This is a genomic window from Bradyrhizobium sp. 187 (genome assembly GCF_023101005.1).
Classification (GTDB): Bacteria; Pseudomonadota; Alphaproteobacteria; order Rhizobiales; family Xanthobacteraceae; genus Bradyrhizobium; species Bradyrhizobium canariense_D.
Genome location: NZ_CP064693.1, coordinates 4,399,166 through 4,412,703, shown reverse-complemented (window position 1 = coordinate 4,412,703; position 13,538 = coordinate 4,399,166). Strand labels below are relative to the sequence as shown.

The 13,538-nt window shown below is 62.1% G+C and carries 14 protein-coding genes; 8 read left to right on the top strand and 6 right to left on the bottom strand.

The genetic code is table 11. The annotated features are described in order from the left end of the window. Positions 1-11 precede the first annotated feature (11 nt). Entirely contained in the window at positions 12-1,385 is a 1,374-nt protein-coding gene (locus IVB19_RS21165; protein ID WP_018455158.1) for a PleD family two-component system response regulator, read from the top strand. Between the two features lie 241 nt (positions 1,386-1,626). Here IVB19_RS21165 and IVB19_RS21160 read toward each other — a convergent pair whose 3' ends face one another. Then, positions 1,627-1,998, bottom strand: a complete 372-nt coding sequence (locus tag IVB19_RS21160; protein ID WP_085384430.1) for a hypothetical protein — start codon at positions 1,996-1,998, stop codon at positions 1,627-1,629. Between the two features lie 282 nt (positions 1,999-2,280). On the opposite strand from IVB19_RS21160, the gene IVB19_RS21155 reads away from it, so the two are divergent. Next, complete coding sequence (locus IVB19_RS21155; protein ID WP_085386298.1) at positions 2,281-2,472, top strand: hypothetical protein; 192 nt, start codon at positions 2,281-2,283, stop codon at positions 2,470-2,472. 438 nt (positions 2,473-2,910) lie between these two features. Here IVB19_RS21155 and IVB19_RS21150 read toward each other — a convergent pair whose 3' ends face one another. Continuing rightward, a complete protein-coding gene (locus IVB19_RS21150; RefSeq protein ID WP_085384428.1) occupies positions 2,911-3,519 on the bottom strand; it encodes a TetR/AcrR family transcriptional regulator in 609 nt (202 codons plus the stop codon). Between the two features lie 129 nt (positions 3,520-3,648). On the opposite strand from IVB19_RS21150, the gene IVB19_RS21145 reads away from it, so the two are divergent. Further along, positions 3,649-4,887, top strand: a complete 1,239-nt coding sequence (locus tag IVB19_RS21145; RefSeq protein WP_247297033.1) for an MFS transporter — start codon at positions 3,649-3,651, stop codon at positions 4,885-4,887. Positions 4,888-5,293: 406 nt separating this feature from the next. Here the strand turns inward: IVB19_RS21145 and IVB19_RS21140 are convergent, their stop codons facing one another. Then, on the bottom strand, positions 5,294-5,671 hold the full coding sequence (locus IVB19_RS21140) for a PRC-barrel domain-containing protein (RefSeq protein ID WP_018455153.1): 378 nt from the start codon (positions 5,669-5,671) through the stop codon (positions 5,294-5,296). A gap of 227 nt (positions 5,672-5,898) precedes the next feature. Between IVB19_RS21140 and IVB19_RS21135 the strand changes: the two genes are divergently transcribed. Beyond that, entirely contained in the window at positions 5,899-7,269 is a 1,371-nt protein-coding gene (locus IVB19_RS21135) for an IS1182 family transposase (protein WP_026233905.1), read from the top strand. Positions 7,270-7,276: 7 nt separating this feature from the next. Here IVB19_RS21135 and IVB19_RS21130 read toward each other — a convergent pair whose 3' ends face one another. Further along, a complete protein-coding gene (locus IVB19_RS21130; RefSeq protein WP_143275423.1) occupies positions 7,277-7,543 on the bottom strand; it encodes a hypothetical protein in 267 nt (88 codons plus the stop codon). A gap of 830 nt (positions 7,544-8,373) precedes the next feature. On the opposite strand from IVB19_RS21130, the gene IVB19_RS21125 reads away from it, so the two are divergent. The 3 genes from IVB19_RS21125 (at position 8,374) to IVB19_RS21115 (ending at position 9,451) form a co-directional block, all read left to right on the top strand. Next, the gene (locus IVB19_RS21125) at positions 8,374-8,592 is read left to right on the top strand and encodes a hypothetical protein (protein WP_085351389.1); all 219 of its coding nucleotides are present in this window, start codon (positions 8,374-8,376) and stop codon (positions 8,590-8,592) included. A gap of 203 nt (positions 8,593-8,795) precedes the next feature. Next, positions 8,796-9,017, top strand: coding sequence for a hypothetical protein (locus IVB19_RS21120; RefSeq protein ID WP_026232889.1), 222 nt, complete (start codon positions 8,796-8,798; stop codon positions 9,015-9,017). A 53-nt stretch (positions 9,018-9,070) separates the two neighbouring features. Continuing rightward, positions 9,071-9,451, top strand: coding sequence for a hypothetical protein (locus IVB19_RS21115; protein WP_018455151.1), 381 nt, complete (start codon positions 9,071-9,073; stop codon positions 9,449-9,451). 251 nt (positions 9,452-9,702) lie between these two features. On the opposite strand, the gene IVB19_RS21110 is transcribed toward IVB19_RS21115, so the two are convergent. Together IVB19_RS21110 and IVB19_RS21105 are read right to left on the bottom strand one after the other, a co-directional pair. Beyond that, positions 9,703-10,620, bottom strand: a complete 918-nt coding sequence (locus IVB19_RS21110; protein ID WP_085395626.1) for an NADP-dependent oxidoreductase — start codon at positions 10,618-10,620, stop codon at positions 9,703-9,705. 369 nt (positions 10,621-10,989) lie between these two features. Then, entirely contained in the window at positions 10,990-11,802 is an 813-nt protein-coding gene (locus tag IVB19_RS21105) for an aminoglycoside phosphotransferase family protein (RefSeq protein ID WP_247296504.1), read from the bottom strand. Positions 11,803-12,014: 212 nt separating this feature from the next. Here IVB19_RS21105 and plsY point away from each other — a divergent pair, with 212 nt between their 5' ends. Next, the gene (gene plsY, locus IVB19_RS21100) at positions 12,015-12,698 is read left to right on the top strand and encodes a glycerol-3-phosphate 1-O-acyltransferase PlsY (RefSeq protein WP_085395627.1); all 684 of its coding nucleotides are present in this window, start codon (positions 12,015-12,017) and stop codon (positions 12,696-12,698) included. Positions 12,699-13,538: the final 840 nt, after the last annotated feature.

The following is a 13,538-nucleotide window of genomic DNA, read 5'->3' as shown; positions in this document are numbered from 1 at the left end:
GTGAGTTCACAGTGTCCGCGCGTATTCTCGTCGTCGATGACGTCCCTGCCAACGTCAAGCTGCTCGAAGCCCGCCTGTCCGCCGAATATTTCGACGTGATGACCGCCGCGAACGGCACCGAGGCGCTGGCGATCTGCGCCCGCGCCGAATGCGACATCATCCTGCTCGACGTCATGATGCCGGACATGGACGGTTTCGAGGTCTGCCGCCGGCTCAAGACCGATCCGGCCACGCATCACATTCCCGTCGTGATGGTCACCGCGCTCGACAGCCCGTCCGACCGCAACCGCGGGCTGGAAGCCGGCGCCGACGATTTCCTGACAAAACCCGTCTCCGATGTCGTGCTGATCGCGCGCGTGCGCTCGCTGACCCGGCTGAAGATGATGACGGACGAGCTGCGCATGCGCGCCATCACCTCGCTCGAGATCGGCATGCAGGCGCCCGAGCGCAGTGCGATCTCCGACACCGGCAAGGGCGGCCGTATCCTGCTGGTCGACGACCGCCAGTCCTCCTATGAGCGGCTGGCGACGATCCTTGCCGCCGAGCACACCATCGACGTCGAGCCGAACCCGACGGAGGCGCTGTTCCACGCCGCCGAGGGCAATTACGATCTGCTGATCGTCTCGCTCGACCTCAACAATTTCGACGGCCTGCGGCTGTGCAGCCAGGCGCGCTCGCTGGAGCGCACGCGGCATGTGCCGATCCTGGCGATCGCCGACCCCGAGAACGCGACGCGGCTGCTGCGCGGGCTCGAGATCGGCGTCAACGACTATCTGCTGCGTCCCATCGACAAGATCGAGCTGCTGGCGCGTGCCCGCACCCAGATCCGCCGTCGCCGCTACACCGACCATTTGCGCGACAACGTGCAGAATTCGATCGAGATGGCGATCACCGACGCGCTCACGGGGCTGCACAATCGGCGCTACATGGAGAGCCATCTCGCGACGCTGGCCGAGCAGGCCGCAACGCGCGGCAAGCCGCTGGCGCTGATGATTCTGGACATCGACTACTTCAAGTCGATCAACGACAATTACGGCCACGACGCCGGCGACGACGTGCTGCGCGAATTCGCCGTGCGGGTGCGCAAGTCGATCCGCGGCATCGACCTTGCCTGTCGCTACGGCGGCGAGGAATTCGTCATCGTGATGCCGGAGACCGATCTCCACGTCGCGGGCATGGTCGCCGAGCGCCTGCGCCGCTCGATCGCCGGCGAGCCCTTTGCGATCCACAAGGGCACCAAGCGCATCGAGGTCACGATCTCGATCGGCCTGACCACGCTGGAGCAGAAGGGCGAGGCGGTTGGCGACGTGCTCAAGCGCGCCGATACCGCCCTGTACCGCGCCAAGCACGACGGCCGCAATCGCGTGGTGTCGCACGCGGCGTGAGGCCGCTGGCACACGCCCGCGTAAAAAAACGCGAAAACAACCCCATGCACAGTAGCCGACACTAGTCGGATCAATGGCTTACGTCGGCTGCAAAACGGCTGATGCGCACAGCATTGCCGTTTGACTCGTCGGGCAAAACAGGAGCATCCTGCTAGCATCCAACATCCACAAACTCTGCTGTCATCCCGCTAGCGAGGAATCCGGCACGCCACGGCGAACAAGCGGGCGTCCACCCTTCAGGTCAGGGAGGATAGGGCTCCGACCATTCTGCCTTGGCCAGGGCCGCGCCCGTGCTGGACTTCGCGATGACCTCATAAGTGTACAGGCCGGAATTGCAGGGGCCCCAGGTTCGCAAGCTCTCCGGCTTCACGATGTTGTCTGAAGGAAATGGGATCTCCTGGCCCCCCATCTCGTAGTTCTTCTCTCTGCGAAACTTGACGACGATCGTGCGCGTGCCGGGCGGAACACTCTTCATCTTGATTTCGGGATTGGGAAAGACGGTGGTGCAGGGCCGCGGAGGTCCAAACGTGAATTGGATCTTCATCTCGTCGGCCCAGGCCGGGGTGCAGATGATCAGAAATGAAATTGGCAGCAACGACGAAAATCTAATCATGGGCACGCCCCAAAAAAAACCAGTGTATCGGCAGGGCCGCCTGATGCCAAGTTTACTCCATGTCTCGCCCTCGCAGCCCTAGGCCTCGTCCACTCCCTTCAGGACGTCACAGAAAGGGCCCGCCGTAGCGGGCCCTGTGGAGATGGAGAAAGTCCGGGTCACTTCTGATCGACGTTGCTGGTCCCTGAACCGGGCGTACCGATCGGCAAGCCGTTCGCCGCATGACCGACGCCAACACCCGGCGCACTGACGGCTCCTGGAGTTTGATCCTGTGGAAGCGTCTTGATCCCCGTTCTTGCCTGCTCCGCGGGGCTCATCTGGTTCTTGTTGTCGCTGTTGGCGCCGTTGGTGGACGTGATACCGGACCTGTCGGTCCCGTTTGGCGTGCCCGCCTGTGTCGATCCTGACGCGGTGTTGCCCGCGCCGGTGGTGGTCGGTGTGCTCGCGGTATTCCCGTTCGGCGTCGGGGGCTGAACGTTCGGGTTGGTTGGAGAGTTGTTGGTGTGAGCGCCGGTTGAGGTTCCGTTTGTGCCCATGCCGGATGGCGCCGAGTGGCCTCCATTGGCGGCGCCAGACGTGCCAGTGCCTGCGCCTGAGCTGGCGGATGATCCGGACGCGCCGCCGCTCGCAGCTGCGCCACCCGCGCCTCCGCCGCCACCACCTCCGCCGCCGCCTTGTGCGAAGACGGGAGCGGCAACAGCGAAGGACAGTGCGGCTGTAAGAAGAAGCGATTTTCGATTCATGACCTTCTCCGGTGTAAAGAAGGTCAACTACGCCGAAATGACGATGGTTCCTCTCAGTCCACTCGCTTCAAGAGATCGAAGGGTGAAGCACGGCAAACGGACCTTGCGGTGCGTGCTTTCCGATCCGTACTTCTTGCGGCGAGCGGCGGGTTCTGATGTTGCAGCTGCTTCAGGGATGCCGGGCCGGCCGCTTGCCTCGCTTCACCGTAGTCTGATCTCCCACCGTCACCCCCGCATTCCGCAGCAGCACCGTCGCCGCTTCCTTCGCGGCGCGGGCCATTGCGGGGTCGTCGCGGACGAGGTCCTGCGCGATCGAGCCGTCGACCAGCAGCACAAGCTGCGTTGCGAGTGCCTCTGCGTTCGCAACGCCGAGCTCATTGAGGCGATCGCGAAACCAGGTGCGGCGGCTTTCCTTGAAGGCGATGGCAATCTTCTTTACGGCGCGGTCCGCCGGGCCAAGTTCGGCGACGGCATTCACGAACGGGCAGCCGCGAAAATCTTTTGCGGCGAAGCGGCGCTCCAGCGAATCGAAGGTGGCGAGGATCTGCTCGGCCGGGGGCTTGTCGGAGGGGCGGGGCTGCACGAAGCGGCGCTCCAGGTAGGCGGCGATCAGCGCGTCCTTGGAGGGGAAGTGGTTGTAGAGCGTGCGCTTGGAGATGCCGATCTCGGCCGCGATGGTGTCGACGCCGATGGCGCGAATGCCCTGAAGATAGAACAGTTTGTCGGCGGTCTCGAGAATCCGCTCTTTCATCGTCTGTGGGGCGGGCGGGGGAGCCATGCGGCGGTGAATGTCCTGTTTGCTTGACAGCGCACGCTATTCATAGCCTAAGTACACAGGTCTGTGTAACCAAAATCAACTGATATTGCAGACGACGGCGCTCGCGCCGCGCCGATGAGGGAGACAAAAATGCCCCTGTTGCAGGTCCTGCGCCCGACATTGCCCATCCTGATCGGCGCCTCGATCATGCTGACGCTGAGCATGGGGCTGCGGCAGAGCCTCGGCATCTTCATGCAGCCGCTGACCCACGACATCCATCTGTCGATCTCCGATTTCACGCTGGCGCTGGCCGTGCAGAACCTCGCCTGGGGCTTTCTCCAGCCGCTCGCCGGGGCAATGACCACGCGCTACGGCTTCCGTCCGATCATGATCGCAGGCTCGTTCATGTACATCGCGGGCCTGGTGCTGATGGCAACCGCGAACGGTCTCGTCGCCATCATGATCGGCGCCGGTGTGCTGATCGGCACCTCGCTCGCCTGCACCGCGGCGGCAATCGCGATGTCGGTGGCGGCGCGCGCGGTGCCCGCGACGGTGCGTTCCACCGTGCTCGGCATCGTCTCCGGCGCGGGCTCGCTCGGCGCGCTGCTGTCAGCGCCGATCGGGCAGATGCTCAACGAGGGCTTTGGCTGGCGCATTGGGCTGGCCGGCTTCGTGGTGATGTCGGTGCTGATGATCCCGGCGGCCTGGTATGCCGGGCGCGTCGACGCGGTCCCGCTGCCGAAGCCCGCGACTGACGAGATCGTCGATGCCACGGCGATGATTGCAGCGAAGACCGCCTTCGGCAATGCGTCCTTCGTGGTGATGACCTGCGCCTATCTCGTCTGCGGCATGCAGCTCGTGTTCCTCACCACGCACCTGCCGTCCTATCTCGCGATCTGCGGCCTCGATCCGATGCTGAGCGCGCAGACGCTCGGGATGATCGGCGGCTTCAACGTGCTCGGCTCGCTGTTCTTCGGCTGGGCCGGCCAGCGCTGGAACAAGCTGGCGCTGCTCGGCGGCATCTACGTCCTGCGCTCGCTGGCGCTGGCCTGGTACTTCATGTTGCCGGCGACGCCTGCCTCGACCTTGCTGTTCGGCGCAATCATGGGCTTCCTGTGGATGGGTGTCGGACCGCTGGTCGCGGGCGCGGTTGCCGAGATGTTCGGCCTGCGCTGGCAGGCGATGATCCAGGGCCTCGCCTTCATGAGCCACCAGATCGGCAGCTTCCTCGGTGCCTACGGAGGCGGGCTGCTCTACGACGCGCTCGGCTCGTACACGATGGCCTGGCGCATCGGCGTCGCGCTGGGGCTGGCCGGCGGCATCATCCAGGTCGCGTTTGCGCTGATCCGGCCGTCGCAGCCGCCGGCGCCGGTGTTGCGGACGGCGTAGGCGAGGCGTCCAGCGGCTTGAGCGAACTTCGTGGAGCGCGGCATCATCAAACGGAGTGGTACCGCTGCCCCGATCAGTGCCCAGCGCCGCGCCCAATTTGGGACTTCCGTAATTGGTGCGAAGCGGACCTTCACGGTAATGCCCGCTGGGCGCCGCTTGAACCCATTGCTGACTCTAGAGAGAAGCTGAGCAAAACCAATGAGCGACATCCTCCGCCTCCGATGCGGGCGGCAGGCGTTGTTCGCTGCAAGGCTCATCAATCAAAACTGCCTGAACTTCGCTGGACGGTGTCCAGCGAAGCTCAATGCTGGTATGGGTCGGAAGATCGATCCGACAGCATCCACGAGGGTCGCCGATCAATTCAGCTGACACTCACGATTGGAAAATTCCGGCGCGTCGTCTGGCGTTATAGGCCACCTCGCGCTTCCCAGTAAGTGGGTGTCCCATAATACCGGTGGGTTCGCGTTTCCCAATCTCGATCCTGCCAGGAGTCATCGCTGAACTCCGGCGCATCCCTGAGCTGTTGCTCTGTGATATTGGTTCGGAAGCCCTCGATCGACGTATCATACGTCAGAGCGCTCCATGGAATGGGGTAGTGGCTGTGACCCAAGCCAACAAATCCGCCGAAGCTCATGACTGCATAAGCTACGCGGCCTGACACCTTGTCGATGATGAGGTGATCAATCTCACCGATATTCTTTCCATCTGCTCCATACACCTCGGTTCCCTGAATGTCTTCGCTCGAGATGCAGTGATGATCCGGGTGGGCCGTTGCGCGGGCCATGACTTTGTCTCCCTCACAGGTGATTTTGGCGGCTTAACTTGGCAGCTACGAGGACGTTCCTGCGTTGAGCGCCGCAGCGCCAAATCGACGCGATTGGTCCGTAGCTGACCTACGGAGCGCGGCCAGTCGAGGACCGCTAGTGGGCCGATTTTGTTGCAAAAGTCGGTTGAGACAAGTCACGAACCGTGATTCCGTTGTGTTGACGCGAATCTCGGCGAGGTCGATCCATGATGGGCCGTCTGAAGAGTGACCAAGGTCAACTGTTCTACGAGTTTCGTCTTGGCGACGCGATACCCGAAGATCATCTGGTGCGGAAGATCGATGCTGCTCTCGATCTGTCCTGGCTTCGCGGTGAACTAGCATCTCACTATTCGTCGATGGGGCGCCCGTCGATTGATCCGGAACTGATGATCCGGATGCTGGTCGTGGGGTATGTCTTTGCGATCCGCTCGGAACGGCTGATCTGCCGTGAAGTGCAGGTGAACCTCGCCTATCGCTGGTTCTGCAAGCTTGGTATCGAGGACGCTGTCCCGGATCATTCGGCATTTTCGCGCGCCCGCAACGAGCGCTTCCGTGATGGAGATGTTCTCCGCCGCGTGTTCGAACGGATTGTCGAGACATGCATTGCCGCCGGTCTGGTTGGTGGCGAAGGATTTGCAGTCGATGCGAGCCTGATTGCGGCCGACGCGAACAAGCAGCGCTCGATCGCAGGTCAGGACTGGCGCAGGGATCGCGATCCGGCCAGGTCCAGCCGCGCGGTGAAGGAGTATTTGGCAACCCTCGACGATCCGGCGTGGGGCGCCGCCAGCGATGTCATCCCGAAGTTTGTCTCGCCATCCGATCCGGCAGCGCAGTGGACCGGCGCTCACAAGGGGCCGGCATTCTTCGCGTACTCCGACAACTATCTCATCGACGTGAAGTTCGGCGTCATCGTGGATGTCGAGGCCTCCCGCGCCATTCGCCAGGCCGAGGTCGGTGCAGCAAAAACCATGATCGAACGAACCGAGGAGCGCTTTGGTCTCAAGCCAGAGCGACTTGTCGGGGATACCGCTTACGGAGCGGCTCCGATGCTGAACTGGCTGGTCGAGGAGAAGGGCATCGCGCCGCATATCCCTGTGTTCGATAAGTCGAAGCGGGATGATGGCACCTTCTCGCGGAGCGACTTTCGATATGACCCAACCGGGGACGTTTACCACTGCCCGGGTGGTAAGCGGCTTGGGACGAGCGGTACCGTGCACGAGGGCAAGACCCTTCTGTATCGTGCCAGCAAGCTCGACTGCGATGTATGCCCGCTCAAACCGCAGTGCTGCCCAAAGGAACCATCACGCAAGATCCCGCGCGATATCCATGAGCATGCCCGAGACGTTGCCCGGTCGTTCGCTGGCACCGAGGGCTTCGAGCTCTCTCGGCGTCAGCGCAAGAAGATCGAGATGAGGTTCGCACACTTGAAGCGCATCCTGAAGCTTGGTCGGCTCCGATTGCGAGGCCCGCAAGGTGCCCAGGATGAGTTTGTTCTAGCCGCCATCGCTCAGAATCTGAGGCGGTTTGCATCGCTGGTCGCACGACCGCCGCCGGCTCAGGTTCTGCGCATCGCGTAGCGTAGCGTCAAAGTTGCGTAAAATGCGTCAGGGCCAGCGCTTCAAAGCGCGGCTCAACAAAAGGCCCAGCGGCCAAATCCATTGCAGCCAACTTTTGCAACAAAATCGGCCCAAAGCGGACTCCAGCGCATCGCGCTGCCCCTGAGGGAGTAGCGAAGCCTCGAATAGCCTTGGAGCAACTTATGGGCGCACTTTCGTGACCGAGCCCGTTAACATAGTTAAATTGATTTGCTGGTTTTTCCCGATAGTTTTTTGCGCAGGGGAGAACATTCATGCGAAGCTCTCGCGCAATCCTTTATGCCCAACGACTTAGCGAACTCACCTCTCAGCTCTCAGAATTGGAATATATTCGAGGTCTAGTCGAAGAAGCAGAGCGAAGCGCCCGCAGTGTGCCTCCATTACGCTTGACACATCCTGCTTCGCGCCGCCTTCGAACTCGTGAACCAGGCGCCCTGTCTGTCCGCTTCCGTCGCCGCGCGCCACCAAGCTGGAATGCAGGCCCTATCAGCCCCTGACAACGACAACCAAGTCAATCGGACTTTGCTGGAGCCATTCCCCGACGGATGGTGGGCTTCCTCCTAAAACCTCTCCAAGCGCTCGCCTTCACTCCTGCTGAGAAGGAGGGGACGAGAAGCGCCAGCAATGATAAGCGACTTCGCACATTGATACGCATCGCCGGCCGAGGGTCTAACCGTAGGCGTCGGTGGCTGAGAGACAATTCCGCGCTCCCGCCTGCATGTTAGGAGCGCAAAATGGCCGAAGAATTCAGCGCCGAGACACGTGCCTGCTCGAGCAGCCAACGAACCATCGCTCAAAGTCGTCACTTAGCCACGGAACATCGCCCACTCGTCCCTGAGTGCGAACTAAATCTCCGACACAGGCTGCTCAACATAGTCGCCCTGCATACTGATGACCGGAGATTGCCGGGTCCGCGCACCTGACGACGCTTGAGGGCTTCGGTCCGCTGCCCCTGAGGAAGTTCCGAAAAGTGCGAAGCCGGACGAAACTTATTGTCGCACTTTGTGACCGGACTTATTAACATGGTTCAATTGATTTAATAATATTTAAGGTATTTAATCTCTGCGCCAGCTCCGGAGAGACCCCATGCCCGACGAAGACGATGACCGCCGCGAATTTCTGAAGACCTGCGGAAAGTTCGCGGTGGTGACACCTCCAGCCATAACGCTGCTGCTCTCCACCTCCCTCACGTCCGATGCAATTGCTAAATCGGGTGCGAGCGCGGTCCACCACCACGGCAACAATGGCTGGGGTAACGGCGGCGGCGATGGTAGTCCCAACGGCAAGGACGACAGAGGCCGCTGAACATTTGTAGGCGGAACGGCAGTTTGGAACGACTCGTCAGTTACCAAGTTTTCCCAATGCCCATCCCCAAGTGGGTGATTCAGTCGGGCCCCAGCTCTTCCCCCATTGCCCCCCGGGAGCTGGGGCCCATTTTGTTGCGCCTTCCGGCGCCGGTTTCGGAGCTTCGACAACATTCAGTCATGAAGCAACAAGGAGGGATCCGCATGCCGATCCAAGTCGTGATGGACAGTACCGGCGACAGCCGTCACTTTTTCGACGCCAACGATGCACGAGAAGTAGCCAAGGCGGAGCAGCGATTCCGCGAGCTGAGGAACGTCGGCTTCACCGCCGCGGTCCGGACCGGTTCAAATCAGGTGTCGCAGATCCGATCGTTCGACCCCACTGCGGAAGAAACTCTCTTCTTCCCCAGGCTGGTCGGCGGCTGAATCGCTGAGCCGTGTGGCTGTTCAGGCCGTCCCGGCCGGGTGAACGCTCACGGATGAGGGCTGCAAAGGCGCTGTTCATTAGACACGGCGCCGAGAGCACTCCCGAAGGACGCGCGCTGCTGCTGCTGCGGCATTGCCTCTCGCCCCTCCAGCGGCGGCAATTCACGCAAACAGGCTATTTCGATGTGGTCGGCGGCGATACGGGCAACCGCTATAGGATCTATGCGGGAGCGGCTGCGAATGTCTGCGAGATCGGCGAAAACGGTCGCCCAAAGATCGGCTTGTGCTTCCTGCCCGTTGGCGATCTTCCGATTGGCGACGTCATGCTGGCCCAGAAGATCGCGCTCGAAACGTGCGAGGCCAGCGCGCTCGCAGTAGCCCGAAAGTTCACTCCCAGCGGTTTCTTGTTCAGCCGGTCCCGCCCGCTTCGCTAGCCGCGGTGTTGCGTCAGTCAAGTTTGGGCGTCGGTGACGTCTCCCATTGGCCCATCTGCGACCTCGAAGGCCTTCAGGTCTGCGGCCGATGTTGGCGGTAAACCGGACATCTGGCGGGCGGCCGCTTAATGAGTACACGCCCTGGCAGGGCGGAAGCGCATGCTTCGTCTCCATCGCGGCGGATAATCCAGCGGGCATCCGAGCTGCTGGTGATCGCCGGCCGGTCGCGCGCATCAATGGGCGTGCGTCTCTCAGGGACGAATGTGGATAATCGTATTCCCCTTGCGTCGCTTGGTCGGATTTAACGCGGCGACGGCATCATCGAGGGTCGAGACGTTGCCGATGTTCGTCCGCAGTCGTCCGTCCCGCACCCGCCGTACGATCTCACTCAGTTGGGCTCGATCGGACTCGACGACGAAGTCGACCGCCAGGCCATCGGAGGGCCGCGTCTCGGCCGGCCCCACGATCGTCACCAATGTTCCTCCGGCTCGGATCAGTGCTGCGGATCGCTTCTGGATGTCACCGCCGATGACATCGAAGACCAGATCGACTTTGCCCACGTCCTTCAGGGTATCGTTGTCGAGGTCGACGAACTCCTTCGCGCCGAAGTCGAGCACCGTCTGACGGTCGGCGGCGCGTCCAGAGCCGATGACGTAGGCGCCGGCCTCTCGTGCGAGTTGCGTCACCATCGATCCGACTGCGCCGGCCGCGCCGTGTGCGAGGACGCTTTGCCCCGCCTGAAGGCGGCCGTGTTGGAACAGCCCTTGCCACGCCGTCAGGCCCGAGATCGGCAGACTCGCACCTACCGTAAAGTCGACGTCGCCCGGCAGCGGTGCAAGGTTGCGTGCCTCGATCGCCACATACTCGGCCAGCGTGCCGTCGCGATACCAGTCCGCGAGGCCGAACACCCGCTGTCCGACTGATAGTCCCGTTGTGCCATATCCGAGGGCGGAGACCACTCCGGCCAGCTCGTGCCCAGGGATCGACGGTGTTCGGTCACGTTCGAGGCGATCGGTCCAGGTCGAGGGCCACGCCAGCTCAGTCGGTACAAATCCCGACGCATGAACCTGAACGACGACGTCGTTTATCGCTGCCTGCGGCTCGGGCCGGTCCATGAGCTTCATCCCGGCCCTTCCTGCGGCCTGGTCCGTTACAACGATCGCCTTCATGGGAATTATCTCCTCGGTCATTTGTCTCTTGGGCGAATAATGCAAAGAGCGTGGACGCACCGGCATCCACAGAATGTCAGGCTGTGTGGAACTCGTGTCTTCGTGTCCGCAATCTCCGCTCTCCGCATTGACCGGGGCTCCCACTCATCCTGATGGATAGGGATCGCTCCGGTCGCCGGTCGTCAGCGAATAGATGCGTTGCGCCCGGCTATAAAACAGGACCAAGAATGCCGATTTTGGCTGTACCAAGCGCGAGGGCCGCCTCCCGATACAACCCGATTGTGCCAAACGGCTCCACTGGCTGCCGAGATTTGCTCGGTGATCGAGAGCGCCTTGAGACGGCGAACAGGAATCGAGGTTGCGGACGGTTCAGTCTTTCGCGCGCAGCCCCGCTTCGATGCGCTGGATCAGTTGCTCCCGCAGCGCAGGCACCACGTTTCCGAGGACGACGAAGGTGCGGACGATAGGCAAATACGGCTCCATTGCCGCCGTCAACTCCGCCAGAGACATGCCGGCCAGCCGCGCATATTCGGATTGCGCCGCCGCATTGGTCGCGCGCGGCCGCTCCGGATTGTCGGCTATTTTCGGGCCGAGCTCGGACAGGATGACATGCAAGAACCCAAGATCGAGGGCGGCGGGCCCGCGCATCGCGAAGGTCCAGTCGACGAGCTTGGGGCCTTCCGCAGTCATGATCACGTTGCCGGGGCTAAGGTCGCAATGGCAAAGCCCGCCGCCGGTCGACAGGCGATCGATCAGGGTGAGGATGTCAGTGGCGACGTGCTTCGGGACCTTGCCGTCGTCGTGCCGCAACTCGCTCTCCATATACGCGCGCATGGAGGGGAGCTCCGGCGGTGGCGACGTCTTGTGAAGAGACATGGCCAGAGCCGCGATGATCGCGCCCGCCTGTTCGAACGTCACCGCGCCGGTGCGCGAGAGATGCCGCAGGGTCGGTCCGTCGAGGCGCTCCAGCACGATGCCGAAGCGCCCGTCCAGCGTCACCTCTCCCAACACCGCCGGCACGGGGACGCCGGCGGCGTGCACGGCGCGGATCATGCGTACCTCGTGTCGGCCGAGCAGATGAGAGACGCCGGCCTTAAACAGCTTCACGACCTGACCGGGCGCCCAGGCGTAGGCCTCGGAGAAGGCGCCTTCACCGATCTTTTCCCCCAGCGATCCCTGCATGTCCGTTCTCCGCCGCGCAGATGAAACACCGGCGGCGAGAAAAAAGGAACCCTTCCCGTCGCGGGGGCAGCCGGACATTATCATCGCGTTTCAACCTGCAGAGACCTTCGATCGCAGTCGCAGCCTCGGGGCCGTGATCGGCCACTTGTGACGTATAGCGGTCAGACGAAGTCGGGGATAAAACAGCGTTCAGGAAACTGGATCCAAAACCCATGGCTTTTTGGACAGCGGGCGCGGTTGGGTTGTTGATCGCCTATCTCCTTGGCTCGGTCCCCACGGGCCATCTGGCGGGGAAGCTGCTCAGGGGCATCGACATCCGAAGGCATGGCTCCAAGTCCACCGGGGCAACGAATGTCTTGCGCACTCTCGGCAAGGGGGCTGCCTTGTTCGTGCTCGTCGGCGATGTGCTGAAGGGCGTGGGTGCCATCATCGTCGCGCGTTCGTTCTGCCCTTGGCTGTACGCGGAAATATCCCCGCCGCCGACAGCGTCTGATCTGCATGTCTGGGTGCCATGGGCTGTTTGTCTGGCTGGACTTGCTGTGCTGTTGGGACATAGCCGATCGATCTGGCTGAACTTCACGGGCGGCAAGTCGGCTGCCGCGGGGCTCGGTGTGTTGCTGGCGATGTCTTGGCCCGTCGGATTGGGGGCTGCAGCCGTCTTTGGCCTCGTGCTGGCTATGACCAGGATCGTTTCCTTGAGCTCGATGCTCGCGGCTTTGACGTCAATCGTTCTTGTCTGCGCGGTCGAGCACCCATTGCCGTATCGGTTGCTGGTGATCGGAGGCGGCCTCTACGTGATCATCCGCCATCGTGCCAACATCCAAAGGCTTTTGGCGGGAACGGAGCCGCGTCTGGTTCGAAATGGCCAGGGTACGAAAGCGGAAGTGCAGGTTTAGCAGACGACTTATTTGCCGCGCTTATTGAGGTGCAGCAACGCTCAGTTGTCGAACGGCGCTGAGCGATATCAATTCACAATAGCGAACCCAACGGAGGGAACATGGCCTTCAGATCAGCGAGCTTTGTCCTCAACGCTGGAACATGGGAGGCCAAGGTAGGAGACCGTCCGTTTCACGGTTATTACTCATCCATACTGACCAGCGAAAATGGACAACTGAGGATTATCGAAGAAACGGTTGCAGTCGCAGCGCCCTGATCGTCTCGGTGATCAGCCGAAGCGGGAGCGCATAGCGGAGGAGACAGTTCCAGAAGCACGCTTCCTCGCGCTCTCGTGCCCCGGCGCAGCGCGGCGCTTCTTTAGCGGTGCGTTGCAGAGCCGGGGCCCAGTCGCTGGTTGTATTGTGTGGCTTTCTGGGTCCCGGTTCTGCGCAGCAACGCTTGCGCGTTGCAGCGCGCCCGGGACACGCGAGCGCCCAAGACGGGCCAGAAAAAGCCCATTCAAGCTCCGTGACGTCCGCGAACTTACGACAGGAGAGCTAAGTTCAACTGCGCCAGAAAGCCGGCGGACGGGATGGACTAACGCGTGCGTCCTGACCGCTTGAGATCGGCGACCTTAAACCTGTTGCCGGCGGCCAGACTGCTGCACAACCAGTGAGCCTTGTTTCGGTTGTCGCCCAGGAACGTCCTGGTTTCGACGCAGTCCAGGTAGGATTTGTGGGTGATGGTGTCTCGGCAGGTCGGCGAGAAAGGTCCGTAGTCTATGTTGCCGCCCGACACGCTGCATCCAACCCAGGGATCTTTGCCGCTTGGGAAGCTTGATGCACAGCCACCGTTGCAGC

Excerpts from the sequence above, each read along its gene's own strand:
- IVB19_RS21135 (WP_026233905.1), top strand. The coding sequence starts at position 5,899 with ATGATGGGCCGTCTGAAGAGTGACCAAGGTCAACTGTTCTACGAGTTT.
- IVB19_RS21140 (WP_018455153.1), bottom strand. The coding sequence starts at position 5,671 with ATGGCCCGCGCAACGGCCCACCCGGATCATCACTGCATCTCGAGCGAA.
- IVB19_RS21110 (WP_085395626.1), bottom strand. The coding sequence starts at position 10,620 with ATGAAGGCGATCGTTGTAACGGACCAGGCCGCAGGAAGGGCCGGGATG.
- IVB19_RS21130 (WP_143275423.1), bottom strand. The coding sequence starts at position 7,543 with ATGAATGTTCTCCCCTGCGCAAAAAACTATCGGGAAAAACCAGCAAAT.
- IVB19_RS21160 (WP_085384430.1), bottom strand. The coding sequence starts at position 1,998 with ATGATTAGATTTTCGTCGTTGCTGCCAATTTCATTTCTGATCATCTGC.
- IVB19_RS21125 (WP_085351389.1), top strand. The coding sequence starts at position 8,374 with ATGCCCGACGAAGACGATGACCGCCGCGAATTTCTGAAGACCTGCGGA.
- IVB19_RS21145 (WP_247297033.1), top strand. The coding sequence starts at position 3,649 with ATGCCCCTGTTGCAGGTCCTGCGCCCGACATTGCCCATCCTGATCGGC.
- IVB19_RS21150 (WP_085384428.1), bottom strand. The coding sequence starts at position 3,519 with ATGGCTCCCCCGCCCGCCCCACAGACGATGAAAGAGCGGATTCTCGAG.
- IVB19_RS21120 (WP_026232889.1), top strand. The coding sequence starts at position 8,796 with ATGCCGATCCAAGTCGTGATGGACAGTACCGGCGACAGCCGTCACTTT.
- plsY (WP_085395627.1), top strand. The coding sequence starts at position 12,015 with ATGGCTTTTTGGACAGCGGGCGCGGTTGGGTTGTTGATCGCCTATCTC.
- IVB19_RS21105 (WP_247296504.1), bottom strand. The coding sequence starts at position 11,802 with ATGCAGGGATCGCTGGGGGAAAAGATCGGTGAAGGCGCCTTCTCCGAG.
- IVB19_RS21115 (WP_018455151.1), top strand. The coding sequence starts at position 9,071 with ATGAGGGCTGCAAAGGCGCTGTTCATTAGACACGGCGCCGAGAGCACT.